Genomic DNA, 21200 nt, shown 5'->3' with positions numbered 1-21200 from the left:
GCGCGAGGCGATCAGGTACGCCAGGAAGCGCGGATAGTCTGCCAACCGGAGGAAGTGCTCCAGGGGAAGATATCCGGTGTCAGGCGGCTGAACTCGGCAAGCCACGAATGGTCTCCCTCCGTCGTGCTCGCAACCGTTACCTCCCACCCGTTGTGCCGCACTTCGCCGATCACATCACCATTGAACTTGTCCGCCCCGCCCATGGCGAACCACGGAACGATCATGAGCAGGCGGCGGCCGGGCTTCACGAGCCGGTTCGCCGCAGGGAAGTCATCATGCATGGGAGCGTAGGCACCGACGGTTGCCGATGTGATCCTGGGGAATCCGCCTTCCCAGAGATGCGGGTATCGCGAGCGCAGGGCGTCCCTGAACGCCGCACGGGCTGATACTTCCAGGTTCGACCAGCGGTCCGTGTGCTGCGCACGCCGCCTGTACCAGTTCAGGAACTCCGGCACCGTGCTGCCCCAGTATCCCAGGGAGGCGTGCAGCCAGAGATCCCAATCTTCAAGCCCTCCCCGTGTCGATTCGTCGAACCCGCCGACCTGCTCCAGGACCGAACGCCGTATCATGGATGTCGCATCCACGATGTTCTCTTCGAGGAACGCCTCGTTCTCGTGGAAGCCCCGCTGCCAGAGGTATTCCTGTGCTCCGAAACCGACACCGAATCCCTTCACGAACGCGTGTTCAGGGAACGTGGCAAGATGCCAGAACCACTTCTCCACCGCGGTCGGCTCGAGCAGGTCATCGCTGTCCAACAGAACGATGTACTCCGACCGGGCCGCCCGCCAGCCGGTATTGCGCGCAGCGCTCAGCCCGCGATTCTCCGTATGGTCGATCACGCGGATACGCTCGTCGCGCCCCCGGTAGCCGTCGAGCATCGCCAGCGATGAGCGGTCCGTGGACGCATCGTTCACGATGATCCACTCCCACTGCTGGAACGACTGCCCGAACACACTGTGCGCGGTCTCGGCGAACTCTCTCCCCGTGTTGAAGAACGGCGTCACGATGGACACCTGCGGTGCGGCTCCGGGATCGGTGGGGGCGTAGTGCATCCCAGGGCGCCCCGGAGCAACCGGTGTATTCTTGAAGTCCGGATGTCTCTGGTCGATCATACCGGTACTCCTGCGGCGGATTGCACGGTTGTGAACGTGTGTGAGGCCGGAACCGGGAGGATCCCCCGCGTGATGGCCGAGGCCTTTGCCCGGCGGCATACTGCTCCTGTTCGCCGGCATGGTCGCGCTGACGCTCGAACCGCTCTTGCGCCAGCAGTACAGGAACTCCGAGAGGTTCGCCACCTCGCACTGCTCCGCGATCCTGAGCCAGAGATCATAGTCCTGAGCGAACCGGTATGTCTCGTCATATCCCCCCACACGTTCCAGCACGTCGCGCCGCACCATGACGGTCCCATGGCCGAAGCAGTTGTGCGCACCAGCAGGCCGCCCTGATCTCGCCATCGGTGGCGAACACCGGCTCTACCCCTGCACGGCATTGCTGCCGTCGATGTACATGAACCCTGTTCCCAATAGGCCGATCGAGGGATGGGTGTCGAGGAACGCGACCTGCTTCGCCAACCGCTCGGGCAGCGCCACATCGTCACCGTCCATCCGGGCGATGTAGGTACCGCGGCACTGCGCGATCGCCTCATTGAGCGAACGTGTCAGCCCCTGCCGTTCAGTGTGCACGATCGACCGCATGCGCGGATCGGCGTACCGGGCGAGGATCGCAGCGGTATCATCCGTCGAACCATCATCCACAACGATCCATTCGAAATCCTTGAACGTTTGCTGCGCAATACTTTCCAGGGCCAGCGGCAGGAATGCGCTGTTGTTGCAGGTGGACATCACGACACTGACGCGCGGGGCCACGGCAGCCGCCACCGGCTCACATTCCGCCCACACCTCGCCCCAACGCACTTCCTGGTGTGTGACACGCAGACAGGCCTCGCGCATCTCCGCCGCGAACGATTCCAATGTATACTCGGTTTCGTGCGTCGGGTCCAGCCGATATTCCACACCGAGTTCCCTGCGCAACGGGATCCGCCAGTCGCGTTCGAACAAGGGCACCCGGATGAGCACCCGGTGCGGCGTCGACAGCCGTATCAATTCCCGGAGGAACCCGGGACGACCGGCAATATGTTCGAGCACGTTCGACAGGATGATCACATCCACGGCGCCCGTGGAGCGGAGCTGCAGCGCGTCTCCTGCCACGTAGGTGACACGCTCATGCGCATAGCGGGCACGGGCGGTGGCGATATTCTGTTCGCTGAGATCGATCCCGGTGACCGTTGCGCCGCTCCGCTCAGCCACATCATGTGCCACAGCCCCGATGCCACAGCCGACATCCAGCACCTTCTCACCCCGGTGCACACGGTCCACGAAGAAGTCATGGTATCTCATATGGCGGTGTTTCGTGTGCACTCCGCCGCCATAGCGGACGGCGAGCTCCCCCTCGACCGGATAGAGCCGGTCTTCGACACCGAACAACAGCCGGAGGCCATCTTCGGGAGGGAGGCCACGGGCGCGGCGTGCCAGATATCCTCCGATCGCATCGATGCACGCCGACTCGTCCAGCCGGTCCAACCCTTGCTCGATGCTCTCCTGCGGCTTCACTGCCAGATTTGTACTGCCGGGTCCTGCCACGATATCGTTCAGGAACGCCACCTCACGATCCACGATCTTCCCGATGCCGCACACGTCCACGATGTGTGCCCGGGCCGCCTCACCAAGCCTCCGCGCAAATGGAGCGTCGCTCAACAGGCGAACGATCGCCGTGGCAAGAGCGACGGTATCTGCCGCCGCCAGCAGGCCGGTCTGTTCATGGCGTATCACATCGGCGATACCGGGGACATCCGTCCCGACGACCGGCATACCCGCGGCCATCGCTTCGAGCAGAGCCTTCGGGTGCCCTTCGAAGTGCGACGGCAGGACGAAGACCTTACTGCGGTGCATGTACCCGGGGAGCTGCTCCGAGGGTACGCGCCCGAGCCAATCAACTTTGCCGCTGGCGGATGCGGGATGGGCGCGCAATGCGGCGTCCAGGGGGCCCTGACCGATGATCGCGGCACGGATCGGGAGAGCATGCACGACGTCGAGCAACAACGGAATGTTCTTCTGCTCGTTCAACCGGCCGATGAACAGCAGATCCCATTTCTTCTCGGTTCCCCCGGAGGGGGCAAACAGGTCCGTGTCGACGTAGTTCGGGGTGACCAAAACCTTGCCAGCCACCTGAGGCAACCGGGCTGCAACGTCGGCCGCCATGGTGGGTGTTGTCACCACGATGCGGGCGGCTCCGGAGAATACCGCCTCTTCGATCGCCCGGGCATGGTGTGCTGCGGCAGAATCGTTGCCGGATTCGCGGCCAGCGAATGCCGACCAGAGGTATCCGCAGCGCGCGACCATGGGGCGTCCGAAGTGCCGGGCAACGCGCAACGCGACATCTGCGCCGTTGGTCTGGTTGGACCGGAACACCTGCACCGTGGAGAGAGCGCTTGCATGCACGTGTTCGATGGATCGCTCATACTCTTCAGGGGACAAGCCGCCGGTGTTGGCGCATATGCTGATCCCCGGGAACCTCGGACCATAGGCCATCTCTTCGGAACCGCCATAGCTTACCAGCGTGACCTTCATTCCACGGGACAGACAACCGGCGATAGAGGGCCATTTCCCGTTCCAGCATGCCGACCTCATCCCACGCGGCGAGCGACATGCCCCGGGTCAGGAAGACCCCGAGGTGCGCACCGGACGTCACAGGGGTTTCCACACGGAGTGGCGCAGGCTGTTCAGGCCCGGATGGCGTAGCGGCAGGCTGTGGCTTGCGGCAAACGAACAACATCATGTGCCCGAATGTCCTCTCGACGACGCTGCTCGATCCGAGGAAACGGCGCACGGCAATGCCGTATCGCGGGTGAGAGAGCAGCGACCGTACGAAGCCCAGTTCATCTTTCACCCCCTTGATGCCATCGTAGCCGCGCATTTCAACGATCTCGAACCCCGCTTCACGGATGAACCAGGCGAACTCCTGGGCACGGAATGCATATTGATAGAACCCCAGGTCCGATGCGTCGCCGCCATACGCGCCGACCATCCCCTTCAGCCGGCGAAGTGGATGAAAGTGAGGCACGGAGATCATGGCGACACCGCCGGGCGACAGAACGCGATGCGCCTCACGGAGGAATGGCTCCGGACCTTCACGGCGGTGTTCCATCACACCGAGAGAGACGTATCCGCTGTAGGCACCGTCCGGCACATCGAGTGCCGTCACGTCGCCTGACGTTACGGGGATCCCCGGGAAGATGCTCCGGACATGTTCGACCGTACGCGCCGCCCATTCAACACCGACCACATTGTAACCGCGCCTCCGCAGCGCAACCACATACTGACCGATGCCACACCCTGCCTCCAGGATCGTCCCGGTTGCAGGCAGGTACCGTGTGAACGGCTCTTCGAACCATGCGAGCTGCCCGGCTTCGGCCTCCGCATAGGACTGCCGGTTGAGAGCGCCGGACCAATGATGATCCCAGAACTCCGCGGTCGCCGCCTCCAGATAGTATGTGAGACGGCCGTGTTCGACCTTCCGGACCTGACGACGGGGCTGAGGGTGCGGACTCACGGCATCCTCCGTTCGGTGGTCTGGATGTTCCCCCCCATCATCCTCGTTCCGTGACGCGGAACGGGAACAACGAACCCGTCAAAGAACCTGTGCCAGAGCGACGATTGCCGTTCATAGGAGTTCGCCTCGGCGGTCAGGCGTCCGTTCAGGGCGATCGTTTCCCACGCGCGGGGATCATGGTGGATCGCAAGAATGCCCGCGGCGAGATGGTTCGCATCTTCAGGAGCGGTCATCCATCCATTGACCCCGTGGTGCACCAGATCGATCGCCTGGCCGACCCGTGTCGTCACCAGCGGCACGCCGCAGGCCATCGATTCGAGGATGGCCTTGGGCCCACCTTCCTGCCGCGACGCCACGACATAGGCATCGATCGCGTGATAGCACGCTGCCACATCCTGATATCTGTCGACCTGCACATGCTTGTACGGCACATGCAACTGTTCGAGGCCGCGCTTCATGTACCCCCGCGCCGGCCCCGTGAGCAGTACCATGAGGCCGGGGATCCGGTCGCGCACACCATCGATCGCCTTCAGGAAAATGTCCGGGCCCTTGATGAGTTTCGGCTCGAACCCGTCGCCCCAGCCATTCCCGTCCTTCTGGAATGAACCCACCACGAACGCATCCCGGGGGATACCGAGCGCTGCGCGCGACCCCGCCCGGTCGATGGAGGTCCGCATCCGGAACAGGTCCAACTCGACCGCCAGCGGTATGCGGTGGATCTTCGCACGGTCCATCCCGGTCCGCGCCATCACTTCTTCCATCTCGGAGTAGCTGACATGCACCCTGCTGATGCGTGGATGCCAGAACGACAATCGCTGGAACATGTCGTCGAATTCCGGGTATCCGGTGCCCGGTGTCCCATGGAAATAGGCGAACGCAAGCCGGTTGGCCCTGTCGTGTTCGATCGTTTGGAACATGGCGTACCGGCTGATGAAGAAGATGCACTGTTGCCGTATGGACGTCACGTCGGCAACGACCTCGGCCTGGATGCCGAGACGGGCTGCAACAGCCTGCACGGAACGCGCCTCTTCGGACAGGACCCAGGGGGCATTATCGCCCACAAGGTAGAGCCGCGAGTATGGCACTTCGGTATGGAGCTGCGTCGTCATAGTCCCTTCACGGTCGGATCATTCCCAGGAGCGGTGCATGGTCATCGCCGATCAGCAAGAGGACCATGGCCAGTGCCCAGGTCAGCAAAACGGTTCCATGGATGTCGCTAACCGGCATGCCTGACGTGATCGGGACGCCATAGTACGATGTCTGGCTCTTCCCGATCCAGTACGAGAAACCTCCGTCCGGATTGTGATGCAGCCTGATCATCTCCAGCAGCGCCCGGGCATAGTCACGCACGTCCGTGGCGCGGTGATCGGTCCTCTGCCTGCACTGGTGCAGCACATAGGCAGCATCCACAAGGTGGCAACCTTCGTGCGAGGGGAGTGCAGCAAGGCATGTATCGATCAACCGTTCCGGTGCATGCACGGGTTCGCCGAGCCAATCCAGGGCGGTCAGCACCTTCATGGCCCCGTTCACCAGGTGTCCGTGGTCCGGCCTCGGCCCACTGAAGTAGGCACCGGTCGTAGGATCCATCAGGGCCCGGAAGAACCTGCGGACGGTCCCGAGGAGCTGTGCTTCCGCTTCATGCGGCGCAGCGCCGTGGCCTGAAGCCAGCAGCATCGCAAGCGCGGAGGCCTGACCTCCGGCACTCCATGGTGTTTGCCAGTCGAAACTCTCCAGGAAGAACCGTACCCCCTCCACGGAATCCGGAAGATCTGTATAGCGGAAGCGCGGAGAGGCACCGACCTGGATGAGCGATGCGATCGCCTGTTTGCTTTCGGCACGAACGGCGTTGCGTATGGTACTCACCTGTTGCACCGGACTCGGCGAAAGCGATGTGCTCCGGACGAGAGAGTCGACCAGTGGGGCATCCACGAATGCACCGCTTCCCCAGTAGCTTTCCGGCGACGGGGCTTCGGTCTGATACGAGCGGATGGATCCCACATGCGCTTCCCGCTCACCCTCCGTCATCCGTTCCCACGTACCGAGGAGGACATGCAGCTTCACCGCCAGGGCCGTATAGCCCAGGCCGATCGCTGCCCCGGTCGGGAGTACACCCGCGGTTGCGGGGAGATAGCGTGCAGGGGTGTCGGACACGCGCAACCGATCGATGAATCCCGGAAGATCGGCCACAGTAGTCTGCACCCACGTACGCATCGGCAGCCGTTCACCCCGCATGGCGGTCATGGCATCCATCATCCCGCCTCCGGTAGAGTGTGCACAAAGGAGTCCTGGCGCTGCTTGAGAAGCGTAACAAAGAGATCGAGATACTGTCCGCACATGCGGTCAGCATAGGGACGTCAGAACCGTCCCCCAGACAGGCTCACCCCCCCCCCCCCCGTGGGCTTTGTTGCGCCCGGTACGCCCCGCCCCCGCGGCACGCACCTTCCCCCCCCCCCGACGCCGTTGTGGCTTTCCGTTCATCGCACTCATTGACGCGGTGGATGACCACGGCGCGGTGGCCGGTACGGGACTGGTAATACGCAATGTCATCATCGGTGAATGCGGACGTGCGCAGGTCGCCGCGCGGCTCGGTCAGCAGGATCACATCGATCGCGGGATGGTGCAGATCGAAGATCACCTGGATGCCCCGGGCGCGCAGGAACGCCGCAAGGGAGGAACCGAACTGGTTCCCTCCACCCCACGGGCCCTCCTGCAGCCGCATGCCGACGCTAACGACCATCAGCGAACACGCCCCCTTCCGTCTTCAGGAATGTTATCACACGGTCGAGGTCTGTTGTCACCTGCGCCCCTGGAACCGCTGCGGGCACGGCGCGGGCCGGCTCGCCGATCCTCAGGACCGCCAGCCCTTTCTTGAGATCGGGGAACTGGACCATGGCGAATCCTTCTGGCCATGTGCGCTGCCAGTTTGCAAGGGCCTCCTGCTCGGGTTCGCGGTTGGCATCGTCAAGGACGATGAGCGCGTCCTGCGTGAGATACGGGGCAAGGTGATACAGCGGCGCTTCGCGCCCGTACCGGTATGCCGGCGGGCCGTCGATGAGCACGAGATCGAAACGTATGTCATGTGGGATCTCGCGTGTGTACGCCGGATGGTACGTGGTGAAGACCCGGCCCGCGCACTCGGTGACCGCCAGAGGAGCATGAACGAGATGCACATCTGATGATCCTCCGAGCGCACGGCGGGTTTCTCCCAGATACCGCTGCGAATGGTCGATGGACATGATAGGGAACGGTGTGGTTGTCCCGAGCCGCTGCTGCAAGCGGGACAGGAACAAGGTGGAAAGACCGCTGCCGAATTCGAAGATATGCTTCGGCTGCTTCCACAGCACAAGCATTCCCAGGAACTGGAGTGTCTCCGCTCCCAGTGTCGAGGGGTTGATGCGGCCGAGAAGGTCCTCGTCGATCGGAAAGGCTCCCTTCCTCTCATACAGCTCGTGCAGCATGCCGGTGTCGAGTACTGGGCTCATGGATATTCATCTCCCTCGGGTATACGTGCGGCGCACCACACCACCCAGGGCCATGCGGCCTCGGTGCATGTGGCGCGTCCTATCAGTTCTTGGTTGCCCCGGACATCAAAACTCTTTGTCCCGTCCGTCACAAAGCGGCCGATGCTCTCCCGGTTTCCCCACGATCCACTCATCTCCACACGGCCGACCAGGTCCTCATGCAGCGCCCTGAACCCATCGGGCATGAAGCGGAAGTAGTCGCACGTATCATGCACCGGATTGAAGGAGCAGCTGGTATTGATCGCGACCCCACCGGGCACGAGCACACGCCGTTGTTCCGCGAGTGCGCGCCATGGTTGACGCACATGCTCCAGCACCTGATCCGTGACCACACAGTCAAAGGAGGCATCGGCAAACATGCCCAGATCCGAAACATCCACGGGCGGATACGTCGTCACGGTGAATGCCGTGTCCCCGGGGAACATGCGGCGGATCGCCGGTTCCGTGCCTTCGCTGACCATCAGCACGCGGCCACCGAGCCCGACGCGACGGATATATTCCTCCAACGCGTTGTACATCGCGAACCGTGTGGTCGAATACCGTCTGCCGATGGTGTCGCTCATCGAGACTCCTGTCGTGGTAGACCTTGCCCGGAAGGGCGAGGCACTTCCGTGTCTTCATCAATTCGAGTGCCAGTAAATGGAGGAAGATTCGCTAAATCTTGGATCGAAAACGGATTAGCAGGAGGAAAGGGCGGAGGGTGGTGGCGACTATCAGCCATATGAGCGGGATCGACGGCAGGTCAATAAACGCAGCATCGCCTCCCCCCGGCCCATCCCACCGCAGGCAGAAAGGAGGCGATACTGGAACGCAGGATCGGTATGATCAGGCGCCGAGACGATTCCACTGATCGCGGGCTGCCGTGTTCCACGGCTCCGCGTCGAGTGCCTTGCGATAGAAGTCCTTTGCGTCCTGGCCCCGGCCGAGTACTTCACAGATCCGGCCGATCCCGAGGAGCGTGTCCACATCGCGCGGTTTCTTCTCCAGGATGCGGACATAGATCCGGAGAGCGTCCTCCGGCCGTCCGGCCTCCACGACGCAGAAGTCCGCGAGATTCTGAGCGTAGATGTCGTTCCCCGGGTCAAGACGGACCGCCTCTTCATACTGCACGCCCGCATCTGCGACGCGACCGCTCTGGTAGTAGAGCACGCCGAGATCGTTCCGTGCGGAGGCATCCTGCGGAGACGTCTGCACATGCTGTTCGAGAAGACGGATGGCTTCATCCCTGCGACCCGACGCGAGCGCTGCACCTGCAGCATCCAGGGCGTTCAACCCCGGCTGTGTGCCACCCGGCAACGTCTGCCGCACCTGGAGTGCGCTCCGCATCTCGCGCGCCTGGGTGTTCCATGGCTCATTGCCCAGCAACGTATCAAGGAACACCAAAGCATCATTGTCCTTCTGAAGGTCCACGCACACCTGCGCGAGCGCCAGCAATGTTTCGGCGTCACGCGGGGAGATGGTCAGGATCTCCACGTAATGCCGGAGAGCGGCCTCCGGATCACGCAACTCGATATATGTCAGGTCGGCCAGATTCTTGCGATAGATGATCTCCCGTGGCTCGCACTCGACCGCCGTACGGTATTCCTCCAGGGCCTTCGCTGCCGAACCAGCCCGGTAATATAACACACCAAGATCGTTGTGGGCGCGGCCATCGCGGGGATGCGCCGCCACGAACTGTTCCAATCCGGCGATCGCTTCATCGTCTTTCCCCTGCGAAGCGATCGTGCAGATCTCTTCATATGTCAGGACCGGCGCCGCCGCTGCAGACTTCACGTTGCGCGACTTGAACTGCATGAGTTTGTCCAGCGCGTCTTCGACCCCAATGCCGTTGCTGGTGTTCATCGACCGCTGCGCCTCCTCGATCATGGCGCGGAACGCATCGGGGGTGACCGCCAGGCCGCCTTCGGGCGGCAAGGCGCTCAACGCCTTCTGTGCAATGGGATTGGACGGCTGCACGTCTGCGAGTGTCGAGAAATACCGGCGCGCCTCTCCGAACTTTTGCGATGATGCACAGATGTTCCCGAGGATCTGCAGCACCGCCGGGTCATGCGGGGTAAGGTCCAGGACATGCTGGTACGCCGAATAGGCTTCGTCCGGCCGGTTGAGCCCGACAAGGTAGAAGTCCGCGAGGGCTTTCTGGACACCGGCATCTGCCGGGGCCTGACGCGCCGCATCGCGGTACAGCTCCAACGCTGCATCTTTGTCACCACGCCGATAGGCCAGTGCTGCACGGTGCTCTGCGGAGAGCGATGCCGCCGTCCCCTGCACGGGAGGAGCGGCCATGAGAGTGGCTGCGCTTTCGCCGGACTTCCTGAACATCGACATGACCTCACCTCCTGCGTGGAAAATCCTCTACTCGGGGTTCACATCCTCCTATGCAACGGGTGTGCCAGCATGAACACTGTACGTACACATGCATGGTTTGGTCAAATCATGCATTTTCAAGGGATTAGCAGGGCCGGTCGCCGGTGGGTGGTGGAGAATATTGACCATGCGGTTGAAAAGTGGTGGCCCGGAGAGGGGAATACGCAGGAAAAAGCCCGTCTACGCAGGGTGTGCGTGAACGGGCCCATTTCACATCGCAGCCGAAAAAGGTGTCAGAAGACGTAAAGATGGAGGAGCCAGTATCCGACCGGAATCAGGACACCGACCGAAACAAACCACGCCCCTCTTCCCGTGATCCCGGTCTTCCCCTTGAGGACGAACATCCCCGTGATCGCCACGATGATGAGGCTCAATGCATACGCATCAGCGATGTAGGTCCACGCCTTCTTCGGTGCATTCAGATGAAGCTGGTTGAACTCGAACAACACCTGGCGTGGCCGGACCGACTCGACGATCACCTTCCCTGTAGGAATGTCGATCGCATAGGTCATCCGGTCGTAGAACAATTGGAGCGTTTCAGGGTCCGGACGGAACACGTTCTTCGGTTCATCGTCAAGGCCGAGCCGCTCACGGGCGACCGCGATCAACTCTTCCCGGGTCCCGCCATCGAGCGGCCCGATCTCACGGCCCTCCCGCTCGACGGTGTAATTGGGATTCCAATCAGCAGTATGGTTCACCGCAATGCCGGACACACCATACACGAGCGTCAGGCCAACGATGATATACCCGATGTCGCGGTGGAGGATGTTGTTCCATTTCCTCCATTTGAAGCGGGGCGGGCGCACAGGACTCACGGACGGGGGCACGGACACTACTGTATCGATGCTCCTTCACCCATGATGCGGACGACGGTCTTCGGACCTTTGACGGTCGACGGATCGAACGGTTTCCCGGTCTCTTCGGCCTGATGCTTGCCCTGCTCGATCAACTGTTCCACCGTGTAGGTCTTCGCAGAGATGACACCTTCAGCAACGGCGGTCTTCCCCTTGGCATCCATCGGGAACACGATGACGCCGTCCTCGACCTTGAACACGATGCTCTCATACTCCTTGTCACTGGCGAGCCGGATCCAGCACCCGCGCTTCGAACAGACATCGACGACCGCACCCTGCACACGTACCCGCTTGCCGTTGAACTTCTCGGGATTGGCGAGGATCTCCGATACCCTGGTGACCTCTTTCAGTGTCAGGGTCTTTCCATAATTCTTCGGGTTCCCCGCAAACGCCAGCGAGGCGGTCAGAGCCAGTACGCACGCGATCGTCAACACAGACTTCATACTTCCCTCCTTGATTGGATGAACGTGAACCTGAGTGGACGCTGTAGGGTTCGAACCTACGACCTTCGCCTTGTAAGGGCGACGCTCTGAACCAGCTGAGCTAAGCGTCCCGATGATCCCCTGCATCACACATTCAACGCGCTGCTGAACTCCCGCCTGTACGTCCGGGTGATCTCATGCTCCTCACCCAGCATCTTGAAGATGGCCACGCACGCCTTCCGCGCACCATCGTCATCATAATACCGATCTGCCCTGATCACAGCGATGAAGTGCTGCAACGCCTGCTCATGATCGAACCGGGCCAGGGCCTGCAACCCCTCACCGTATGTCTGTTTCGCCGTCCCCCCGGGGAGGGCCTCCGCACCCGCCAGCTTTTCCGTCAACCCGGCAACGGTCCTGATGGCATCCACCATCGGGAATTCCTTTGAATCTTCTTCGAGCCCCCGCACAAGCTCCAGCGCTCTGTCCGGATGGATCTCCAGCAACGTCCGCGCCAGCAGCACACGTGCATGCTCGTGTCCGGGCTCCTTCTGCAGCACGGCCTCCAGGACCGGTCTGGCCTCATCCGCATTCCCCGCGGCGATGGCCTGTTCGGCGTGAACGATCTCACCCGCCAGCGGATCGGGCAGGGCCTTGTTCAGCCACTGGACCACGGCCTGCTCGGGCAATGCACCGGTGAATTCATTCACGGGCGCGCCATCAATGAACAGTTTCACATTCGGGATGCCGCGGATACCGAACCGTGCTGCGATCTGCTGATGCCGATCGGTGTCCACTTTCGCAAGGACCCACCGCCCTCCCGCGTTCTCCGCCAAACGTTCCAACACGGGGCCGAGCGCCTTGCACGGGCCGCACCATTCCGCCCAAAAATCCACAAGGACGGGGACGGTACGGCTTCGCTCTATGACCTCTGATTCAAAATCCTGAATTTCGTGGCTCATACATCCGATCGATGGACAACGAACAACGACGATAGCATATTAATATACGATACCGGAGACTCACTCACAAACCGTGGGCGGTCCGACCCCGGCATGGCCGCCCCGGGCGCGTCTCTGACGCCCATTCTCCGCTAGAACGACTGATGCTCCGTCCGCTCGATGATCTCGTCCTGCAACGCCTTGCCGAGATCGCAGAAATAGTCGCTGTAGCCGGCCACCCGTACGATCAGGTCGCGGTGCTCTTCCGGATGCTCCTGCGCCCGCCGGAGCGTCGCCGCATCCACGATATTGAACTGGATGTGGTGTCCGCCCATGGTGAAGTACGAGCGGACCAGCCGTGTCAGGTGATCGATCCCTTTCTCGCCTTCCACCAACTCGGGAGTGAACTTCTGGTTCAGCAACGTACCGCCGGTACGGACATGATCCATCTTTGCCGCCGACCGCAGCACAGCGGTCGGCCCATTCCTGTCGGCTCCCTGGACGGGCGAGATACCCTCGGACAACGGGACGCCGGCCTTGCGGCCATCCGGCAGTGCGCCTGTCACCGAACCGAAATACACATGGCATGTGGTGGGCAGCATCTGGATGCGGTAGACCCCACCCTTCGTATTCGGACGGCCATTCACTGCATCGTAGAAGAGTTCGAATCCGTCGCGCATGAACGCATCGGCCCGCTCATCATCATTCCCGTATTTCGGTGTCCGGTTCACCATGAGGGCACGCAACCGGTCGTGGCCCACAAAGTCATCCTTGAGCGCGGTGAGCATCTCCTCCATCGGCACGGTACGGCTCTCGAAGACATGGGTATGCATCGCCGCGAAGCAATCCGCAAGCGTGCCGATGCCGACACCCTGGATGTAGTTCGTGTTGTACCGCGCCCCACCGTCCGAATAATCCTTCCCGCGCGCGATGCAGTCGTCGATCAGGATCGACAGGAACGGCGTGGGCACATACACGGCATAGAGCCGTTCGATGACATTGTTGCCACGCATCTTGATATCGATGAAGTGACGCAACTGCGTGCGGTAGGCGCCGATCATCTCGTCCATGGTCGTGAACGTGCGGGGGTCACCCGTCGGCACGCCGATCATCTTCCCCGTCCGCGGGTCCACCCCGCCGTGCAACGTGATCTCAAAGACCTTCGGGAAATTGAAATAGCCGGTGAGGATATAGCTTTCCTTGCCGAAGGCACCGGTCTCCACGCACCCGCTGGTCCCGCCATCACGCGCATCTTCGATCGTCTTCCCCTGCCGCAGCATCTCTTCAATGACGGTGTCCGCATTGAAGATCGAAGGCTGTCCCCACCCCTTCCGGATGATATGCAATGCACGCTTGATGAACGCATCGGGATTCTTGCGGCTCACCTGGATATTCGAACTGGGCTGGACGAGACGCATCTCATCGATGACATCCAGAACGATATACGTCACCTCATTCACCCCGTCGGAACCATCGGTGCGCAGGCCGCCGCAATTGATGTTCGCAAAATCCGTGTAGGTCGCGCTTTCCGCCGCCGTGACGCCCACCTTCGGCGGGGCCGGCTGATTGCTGAACTTCACCCAGAGGCAACCGAGCAGCTCCCGGGCAGCATCATCCGTGAGCGTTCCCTGCTGCTTTTCGGCAAGATAGAACGGGAGCAGGTGCTGGTCCAGTCGGCCGGGATTGAACGAATCCCACGGGTTCAACTCCGTCACCACGCCGAGATGAATGAACCAGTACATCTGCAACGCTTCGTGGAACGTCGCCGGTGCGTGCGCGGGCACCCGGCGGCAGATCGCCGCCACCTGCAGCAGCTCCTGCTTCCTGACCGCGTCGCCACATGCCGCTGCCTGTGCCTCGAGCGCTTCGGCGTGCCGTTCCGCATACCGGATCACCGCCGCGGCACTGATCTTCATCCCGCGCAACTCTTCCTGTCTGGCATATGCCGACGGGTCGTTCAGGAAATCCAGCGCGGCGATCGTCCGGTCGATCTCACGGATGGTCTCCAGCAGCCCGCGATGATAGATCTTCTTGTCGAGCACCGTATGCCCCGGCGCACGCTGCTCCATGAACTCCGTGAAGACACCGGCCTCGTACGTTGCGAGCCAGGCGGGCGTCATTTCCGCGAACAACTTTTCGCGTATCGTCCGGCCGCGCCAGAACGGGATCAGCGTGTCGCGGTAGGCAGCGCGTACCTCGTCGCTCACCGCATACGGGATCTTCGGACGGGCATGAAGGATATCCAGGTCCTGCATCGAGTGGCAGCAGATCTCCGGATAGGTCGGCGTGGCCCTCGGCGCCGGTCCGCGCTCGCCGACGATCAGTTCACCGTCGTTGATACAGACCGTCTTGTGTTCGAGCAGATGCGCGAAGATCATCGCGCGGGCTACCGGGGCGGAGTGCACACCCGACACCCGTGACGCTTCCGTGACCAGGAGTGCCCGTTCGGCTGAGAGATACGGCTGGATAGACACGCTCTGTTCGCGCAACGCGCGGACCCGCTCCGTCATGGCTTCATCCTCCGATGTGCACGGCAACACCGTGCGCTGTGATCAATGATGCAAGTGTCTGTACCCGGTCCTGTGCGGGCGACCGCATGCCCTCCATCGCATACGCCATCCCCAGCGCATGATACTTGCCGGAGGCTCCGGCATGGAATGGCAGGAGATGGATCGACGACACCGTCCCCAGGTCCGCAACGTACCGTGCTATCGCACGGATATTCTCTTCGTCGTCATTCACGCCCGGGACCAGCGGCACGCGTACGGTCACCCGGGCACTGGTCGCGGCGAGGTCCCGCAGGTTCTCCAGGATACGTACATTCGAGACACCGGTGAACTGCCGATGCCGCTCCGCATCCATCAACTTCACATCGTACAGAAAGAGGTCCGTCAGTGGGACCAGGGCATGGACCTTTTCCCATGCCGCGAATCCCGTGGTCTCCACGGCCGTCCGCAGGTCCGCTTTCCTGCACGCCGCCAGCGCCCCGGTCAGGAACTCATATTGAAGCAGCGGTTCACCGCCGGAGAATGTGACGCCGCCTCCCGATTCATCGTAGAACACGCGGTCTTTCAGGACTTCCGTCAGGAGTTCTGCGACCGTGATCTCCCGGCCCATCAATTCGCGTGCACCGGTGACACAGGCTCCGGCACATGTGCCGCACGCCACGCAGAGATCCTGCGCACGCTGCACACCACCCGATGCCTCCGAGAGCGCGTGTTCCGGACATGCCTCGATGCACGCACCACAATGGGCACACCGTTCGGTCCGGTAGGCCACTTCATGCGCGCGGTTCAATCCCTCCGGATTGTGGCACCAGGTGCACGCAAGCGGACATCCCTTGAAGAAGACCGTCGTCCGTATGCCCGGGCCGTCGTTCACCGCGAACCGCATGATATTGAAGATCGTCCCTGTCATTGCGACCTGCTTACCACCCGGGAAGCACATGGAGTTCCGTTTGCGGGTCCGAGAGATACTCGGCCCCGCTGGCCGTCACCACCACCATCTCTTCGATCGTCACTACGCCATGGCCCGGAACGGTCAGGCGCGGTTCGATCGTGAACACCATCCCCTCCTCAAGCGGCACGAACGGCTTCTTTCCGTATTTCTCCCAGGGCGGGCCAAGCAACGCCAGTCCATCATGCGCCATACGTCCCACCTGGTGGCCGAGGCCATGCGGGAACTCCGCGAACCCCGCGGTCGCAAGAACGGCGCGCGCGGCGGCATCTGCGTTCACCCCTTGTGCGCCTGGCCGGATCTCGTTCCGCGCTGCCTCGATGGATGCGCGGATCGTGGCGAACCCGTGCTGCACAGCCTGCGGAGGAGATGTCTCCCCTTCGCGCAGGACGTACCAGGAGCGCTGAATATCGGAGACGTATCCATCGACGCGAACACCAAAGTCCATATTGACCACATGCCCCGGCTGCACCTGCCGTCCGGTAGGGCCATAATGAGCGCCGGCCGTGTCGGGCCCGGTGAAGACCGACGGACATGTGCCGCGGTCCCATGCAAAGCCGAGCCCGCGCCGCTCCACTTCCGCCTGGACGAACGATGCGATCCCCGCCTCGGTGGCCCCGGGGCGGATCTGTCCGGATGTGAGTGCGAAGATCTCGAGGGTGTGGCGGATCGCCTCCTTCATGCGCGCGATCTCCACACCGGTCTTGCGTTGCCGTAACGCCGCGATGATCGGTTCAGCGCCGACGATCTCTCCCGCGCATTCCGCCATGCGGAAGATATCGACGAGGTCCAGATACATCCCATGCGTGAGTCCGTCACAGATCTCGGAATCCACCGAGAAGTTCAACGCCACCCGCCGGGGCGCAAGCCGGCGTAGCTCGGCAAGAAGGGGGGCACGCACTCCGGTGTCATAGACCTCAACCCGGTCGTACGCCCCGGTATCCACGACCATCTGACGGTCGTACCGCCCGACGATGGCGACCCGCGAACCGTCGGCGCCGAACAGAAACGCGCTGTGCCAGGTGAGGTCACACCCTACGATGTACGGAAGGATCGGGTCGCCATTGAGTGATGACTCACGGACGTACGTGATCCAACAATCAGCCCCGGTTCCCGGCACAAGGGAGGAAGCCTGGGCCGCTTTTTCGCGGATAAGATGGTGATCCATACTTAAAGATACGTTATATAATGCAGGAATCAATGGCAGGATGCCGGGGTCCGGAGGTGCGGGACCCGGTCAGGCCCGCCAGAGCATCAACATCCCGACGCAGATGGTGCACAACGCGAGGATCTTCTGGAGCGAGAGGGCTTCCTTGAAGAAGAGAACAGAAAGGCCCGCGAGCAGGACGATACTGCTCGCGCTCAACAGGGGGTACGCGATCCCCAGATCGAGCTTCTCAAGGGCCTTAATATAGAGGAGGGTGTTCCCCAGACCGAGTGCCAGGGCAAGCAGGAAGAGCCCCCCCTTCTGCTTGGTCCACTCCGGTAACGCAGCGGCGTGTTTGAACAGCAGATTCGCCGCGGTGTTCAGCAGAACGGCAATGAACAGAAGAACATACCCCATGCACAGACCCTTTCTCTGGCTGGTCAGCCCCTGTCGCTGATGACGGGTGTATCGACCAGGCTCACGAACGTGATGGAAAAACGGCTGCCGCCGTCGCGTTCAACCTTCAAGACCCCCTGGAGTTGGCGGGTGAGGATACTCACCAGGTTCAGCCCGAGGGTCTTCGCGGTATCGGGCTCGAGATCTTCCTGCAGGCCGATCCCATCGTCGCGGACCTCGAGACGCAGCGTACCATTCCCCATATCCTGCATCCCGATCGCCACGCTCCCCGTACGGCCGTCGGGGAATGCATGCTTCAGCGCATTGCTCACCAGTTCATTGATGATCAATCCGCAGGGGATCGCCGTATCCAACGGTAGCCGTGCATCACAGATATCCACCACCGGGTTCACGCCGGACCGTTGATACGAGAAGAAGAGGGTCGTGACCAGCGAATCCACGTACTCGCGGAAGTCCACGCGTGCGAGATCGGCGGATTTGTACAGACGTTCATGGATGAGTGCCATGGAGCGGACGCGCCCTTCACTCTCCTTGAAGAGGGCGTGGTCGCGGGGATCGTTGAGCGCATCCGCCTGCAGGCTGAGGAGGCTCGAGATGATCTGCAGGTTGTTCTTGACGCGGTGGTGGACCTCCTTGAGGAGGACCTCTTTCTCATCGAGTGCCCGCTGAAGCACCTCGGCAACGCGCTTCTGCTCCGTGATATCCACGACGATCCCGCGGAGGCCGATGGGACCATGCTCGCCCTGAACAACGCCCGTATGGACGAGAGCGGGGAAGACGACACCATCGACGCGGCGCATCATGTACTCCACACCCGCTTGTTGTTCACCGTTGACCACCCGGTGGAAGTTCACGCGGGCGCGTTCCTGTTCATCCGGGGAAACCACATCGAAGAGCGTGATCCCGGCAGAGAGATGCTCGGGTCCGTAGCCGAATGTCGTGTACGAGGAGCGGTTGGCAAAGGTGATGCGGCCGTTGACGTCGGCCTCGAAGACCGGCTGAGGGAGCAGCTCTGCCATCTGATGGAATTTGTGCTCGCTCGCCCGCAACGCGTGCTCCGCGGTCCGGCGTTCCCGGATCTCCTGCTCGAGCCCGGCGTGCAGGATGCCGATATTCTCGGTCATCTCATTGATCGACCGGCCGAGGATCTGGATCTCATCCGTCATGAAGCGGGTGTCGACGCGCACATTCCTGTCGCCCCTGCCGAACCTCTGCACCGCAAGCGCGAGTGTACGCATCGGCGCACCGATGATCAGCCATATGGCGACGCCGGCGATCACGGTGATGACCGCGAGGACCGCTGCGAACCGGCTCACGGACACCTGCTCGAACGCACGGATGGCCGCATAGGTGTCATCGATCGACCGCACCAGGACGAAGCGGAGCGGCCGGCCGGGGATCTGTTTGTACAGCACGAGGCGATCGGTACTCACATCTTCGATGAAGCCCTCATCCTTTGTGCGTGTCTCCCAGAGGACGGTCACGGCCAGGTGCTCGCTTGCCGGTCGGTGGATCCGCGAACGGTCGCCCGCGGACACGCACCGGTCGCTGGTGTCCAGCACGGCCCATGCCGTATCGGGCACCATGAGGGACTGCGGCAGGTCCCATGCATCGATCCCGGCACTATCCGTGGGGAACGCGCGCGTGCAATGCCGGACCAACTCCATTTCCCCGAGCGCGCGTTGTTCCATGAGCATCGTGCGAAGATTGCCCCGCACGAAGAGCGCAGCGATGGCAAGGGGGAGCAGCGAGAAGAGGACGAACCAGATGGTGAGACGGAGGCCCAGGATCCGGCGCACCTCATGGCCGGTTTCCGTCGGCGGCAGCGGCTGCCGGGCATGGTAGGACCAGAGCGGACGCCGGAAGACCTCGGGCAAGACCAGGAACACCACCGTTGTGGTCAGTGCCGTGAGGCCGTACTCCATAAGAAAACCATCATACATCGCCCATATCGCACCCGACAGAGTCGTCTCGACAGGAAAGGCCCGCAGGAAGATATCCGGATAGAAGAACCAGACGGTGAGCAGTGACGGCAGCGCACACGCATAATAATAGACGAAGAGGACGATGTTCCAGGCAAGGAGATAGCTGACGATGTGGCGCCGTGGGTAGACGAACCGCCCGTAGGTCCAACCGATCCACAGACAGCCAACGAGGTGCGATGTGAGGATGTACACGCGCAGGGCCGGATCGTCAGCAAGGCTGGACATGGCTCCGACGATCGACCCGCCGACAGGTCCGGTCAGGGCGGCACCGATCGTGACAAAGATCTCACGCGGATCGGTGAGGATCCTTGTGGCGGGAATGCGGAAGTGCAGTCCGAGCAGGATGGTGAGCAGCCCCAATCCGCCCATGATGACCGCGACGTAGAGATTTCTGCGAGAGAGGAGCCCTGGTGACTGGGGCCCCCCGGGAAGGTACTTCTCCACACCCCCTCCGATCGTTGCATGGAAGATAGAAAATCCACACCACTCTTGCCACTTACCGCGCGGCACCTGTCAGCGCACCTGTCAGCGAACACATCCCGGAAATAGTGCGGCCACTTCAGACCTCGAGAGCGCCACTTGTGGAGCGGCTGCACTGTTCGAAAAATACGCCAGCATGCTATGCCGGAGCCAGGCGAGTGAAGGAGGGAGAGGCCGATCCCCCGTCAGATCGATGCCGCTGACGAACAGCCGTCCCCGGCCGACACGGAACTCCGCCACCAGCGCAAGCGGCCTGTTGCGGTTCCAGTCATCGATCAGGCGGACGATGGGAACAACAGCCGGGTCGCGCTGAGGAAGACGGATTGCGCGGGCATTGTGGATCGCATCCCACCATTGCCAATCCGATGAGGATCCTGTCGGGAACGAGCGTAATGCAGGATGGCGGGGATCGCAGAGTATCCCCAACGTGTGCGGCGCCTGCCCCTGCGTCCAGGCAGTGTTCCAGAAGATGGGAGAGAATCCCACCTCGATCGGATCGGTCCCGGGAGCATTGCCTGTATCCGGAGGCGCGACCAGCAGGACGCGGGCTCCCTGCTCAAGACTGTCGAGCAGTGGAGGGGTCAGAAACGTTGCCACGCGGATCTGGCGATCGTCCACCGCGGGCACACGTTCCGAATAGACCCAGATGTCCCAACGATTCTCGAATTCTCCCACGCGCACAGAGAGGGTCAGTTGTTGCGGCACACGGGTGCGGCCGAACGGCACACTGATCGATCCAACGGTCGTCAGCGTTCCGGTCGGGATGTCGCACGGACCGAGGACGCCGCTCCGTTGCAGATCACCCTTGCTGTTCACAAGCCGCCAGCGCGGCCTCGCCCCCCGGAATGCAGATGGGCCGTAATGCGACACGTCGATGGCCGCGTGCAACGTTTCGGCATCCGTGAATGTCAGCTTCGGCAGTCGCGCAAGCGGAACGGTGCTGTTGCAGAATCTCCGGTATTCATCGGCGCCGACGTACCCCTTGGGCTCCCAGAACGCATTCAA

Annotated in this window: 17 protein-coding genes and 1 tRNA gene; all 18 read right to left on the bottom strand. The window is 62.1% G+C overall.

Features of this window, described 5'->3' with window-relative positions; genetic code table 11:
• Positions 1-11: 11 nt before the first annotated feature.
• Positions 12-1454, bottom strand: a complete 1443-nt coding sequence (locus IPI01_10670) for a glycosyltransferase (protein ID MBK7258239.1) — start codon at positions 1452-1454, stop codon at positions 12-14.
• 18 nt (positions 1455-1472) lie between these two features.
• Positions 1473-3626, bottom strand: a complete 2154-nt coding sequence (locus tag IPI01_10665) for a glycosyltransferase (GenBank protein ID MBK7258238.1) — start codon at positions 3624-3626, stop codon at positions 1473-1475.
• Complete coding sequence (locus IPI01_10660; protein MBK7258237.1) at positions 3523-4608, bottom strand: class I SAM-dependent methyltransferase; 1086 nt, start codon at positions 4606-4608, stop codon at positions 3523-3525. Before IPI01_10660 ends, IPI01_10665 begins: the two co-directional genes overlap by 104 nt.
• Complete coding sequence (locus IPI01_10655; GenBank protein ID MBK7258236.1) at positions 4605-5432, bottom strand: glycosyltransferase family 4 protein; 828 nt, start codon at positions 5430-5432, stop codon at positions 4605-4607. Before IPI01_10655 ends, IPI01_10660 begins: the two co-directional genes overlap by 4 nt.
• Positions 5433-5724: 292 nt before the next feature.
• Positions 5725-6861 (bottom strand): hypothetical protein, encoded by a 1137-nt coding sequence (locus IPI01_10650; GenBank protein MBK7258235.1) that lies wholly within the window; start codon positions 6859-6861, stop codon positions 5725-5727.
• Positions 6862-6985: 124 nt separating this feature from the next.
• Positions 6986-7345, bottom strand: coding sequence for a hypothetical protein (locus IPI01_10645; GenBank protein ID MBK7258234.1), 360 nt, complete (start codon positions 7343-7345; stop codon positions 6986-6988).
• Complete coding sequence (locus IPI01_10640; GenBank protein MBK7258233.1) at positions 7335-8090, bottom strand: class I SAM-dependent methyltransferase; 756 nt, start codon at positions 8088-8090, stop codon at positions 7335-7337. The genes IPI01_10645 and IPI01_10640 overlap by 11 nt, the downstream gene beginning before the upstream one ends.
• Positions 8087-8692, bottom strand: coding sequence for a methyltransferase domain-containing protein (locus IPI01_10635; protein MBK7258232.1), 606 nt, complete (start codon positions 8690-8692; stop codon positions 8087-8089). Before IPI01_10635 ends, IPI01_10640 begins: the two co-directional genes overlap by 4 nt.
• A 262-nt stretch (positions 8693-8954) precedes the next feature.
• Positions 8955-10454, bottom strand: a complete 1500-nt coding sequence (locus IPI01_10630; protein ID MBK7258231.1) for a tetratricopeptide repeat protein — start codon at positions 10452-10454, stop codon at positions 8955-8957.
• 272 nt (positions 10455-10726) lie between these two features.
• Entirely contained in the window at positions 10727-11299 is a 573-nt protein-coding gene (locus tag IPI01_10625; GenBank protein MBK7258230.1) for a PepSY-associated TM helix domain-containing protein, read from the bottom strand.
• 26 nt (positions 11300-11325) lie between these two features.
• A complete protein-coding gene (locus tag IPI01_10620) occupies positions 11326-11790 on the bottom strand; it encodes a DUF4920 domain-containing protein (GenBank protein MBK7258229.1) in 465 nt (154 codons plus the stop codon).
• Between the two features lie 35 nt (positions 11791-11825).
• A tRNA-Val gene (locus IPI01_10615) sits at positions 11826-11900 on the bottom strand.
• A gap of 15 nt (positions 11901-11915) precedes the next feature.
• Positions 11916-12731 (bottom strand): tetratricopeptide repeat protein, encoded by an 816-nt coding sequence (locus IPI01_10610; GenBank protein ID MBK7258228.1) that lies wholly within the window; start codon positions 12729-12731, stop codon positions 11916-11918.
• A gap of 131 nt (positions 12732-12862) precedes the next feature.
• On the bottom strand, positions 12863-15220 hold the full coding sequence (locus tag IPI01_10605; GenBank protein ID MBK7258227.1) for a glycyl radical protein: 2358 nt from the start codon (positions 15218-15220) through the stop codon (positions 12863-12865).
• Positions 15221-15224: 4 nt separating this feature from the next.
• Positions 15225-16127: a glycyl-radical enzyme activating protein gene (locus IPI01_10600; protein ID MBK7258226.1), complete on the bottom strand. Its 903-nt coding sequence runs from the start codon at positions 16125-16127 to the stop codon at positions 15225-15227.
• Positions 16128-16137: 10 nt separating this feature from the next.
• The gene (locus IPI01_10595; protein MBK7258225.1) at positions 16138-17334 is read right to left on the bottom strand and encodes an aminopeptidase P family protein; all 1197 of its coding nucleotides are present in this window, start codon (positions 17332-17334) and stop codon (positions 16138-16140) included.
• A 69-nt stretch (positions 17335-17403) separates the two neighbouring features.
• Positions 17404-17730 carry an EamA family transporter gene (locus tag IPI01_10590; protein MBK7258224.1) on the bottom strand — a complete coding sequence of 109 codons (327 nt, stop codon included), beginning with the start codon at positions 17728-17730 and terminating at the stop codon, positions 17404-17406.
• A gap of 23 nt (positions 17731-17753) precedes the next feature.
• Positions 17754-20159 carry a PAS domain S-box protein gene (locus IPI01_10585; protein ID MBK7258223.1) on the bottom strand — a complete coding sequence of 802 codons (2406 nt, stop codon included), beginning with the start codon at positions 20157-20159 and terminating at the stop codon, positions 17754-17756.
• Positions 20160-21200: the final 1041 nt, after the last annotated feature.

It is taken from the genome of Ignavibacteriota bacterium, from assembly GCA_016707525.1.
Classification (GTDB): domain Bacteria; phylum Bacteroidota; class Ignavibacteria; order UBA10030; family UBA6906; genus JAGDMK01.
Note: the sequence above shows the minus strand (reverse complement) of the source record. Positions and strands in the feature narration are given on the sequence as shown.

Coding starts and splice junctions, on each gene's coding strand:
- IPI01_10670 (MBK7258239.1), bottom strand. CDS start 1,454: ATGGCGAGATCAGGGCGGCCTGCTGGTGCGCACAACTGCTTCGGCCAT.
- IPI01_10665 (MBK7258238.1), bottom strand. CDS start 3,626: ATGAAGGTCACGCTGGTAAGCTATGGCGGTTCCGAAGAGATGGCCTAT.
- IPI01_10655 (MBK7258236.1), bottom strand. CDS start 5,432: ATGTTCCAGCGATTGTCGTTCTGGCATCCACGCATCAGCAGGGTGCAT.
- IPI01_10650 (MBK7258235.1), bottom strand. CDS start 6,861: ATGATGGATGCCATGACCGCCATGCGGGGTGAACGGCTGCCGATGCGT.
- IPI01_10645 (MBK7258234.1), bottom strand. CDS start 7,345: ATGGTCGTTAGCGTCGGCATGCGGCTGCAGGAGGGCCCGTGGGGTGGA.
- IPI01_10640 (MBK7258233.1), bottom strand. CDS start 8,090: ATGAGCCCAGTACTCGACACCGGCATGCTGCACGAGCTGTATGAGAGG.
- IPI01_10635 (MBK7258232.1), bottom strand. CDS start 8,692: ATGAGCGACACCATCGGCAGACGGTATTCGACCACACGGTTCGCGATG.
- IPI01_10630 (MBK7258231.1), bottom strand. CDS start 10,454: ATGTCGATGTTCAGGAAGTCCGGCGAAAGCGCAGCCACTCTCATGGCC.
- IPI01_10620 (MBK7258229.1), bottom strand. CDS start 11,790: ATGAAGTCTGTGTTGACGATCGCGTGCGTACTGGCTCTGACCGCCTCG.
- IPI01_10610 (MBK7258228.1), bottom strand. CDS start 12,731: ATGAGCCACGAAATTCAGGATTTTGAATCAGAGGTCATAGAGCGAAGC.
- IPI01_10605 (MBK7258227.1), bottom strand. CDS start 15,220: ATGACGGAGCGGGTCCGCGCGTTGCGCGAACAGAGCGTGTCTATCCAG.
- IPI01_10600 (MBK7258226.1), bottom strand. CDS start 16,127: ATGACAGGGACGATCTTCAATATCATGCGGTTCGCGGTGAACGACGGC.
- IPI01_10595 (MBK7258225.1), bottom strand. CDS start 17,334: ATGGATCACCATCTTATCCGCGAAAAAGCGGCCCAGGCTTCCTCCCTT.
- IPI01_10590 (MBK7258224.1), bottom strand. CDS start 17,730: ATGGGGTATGTTCTTCTGTTCATTGCCGTTCTGCTGAACACCGCGGCG.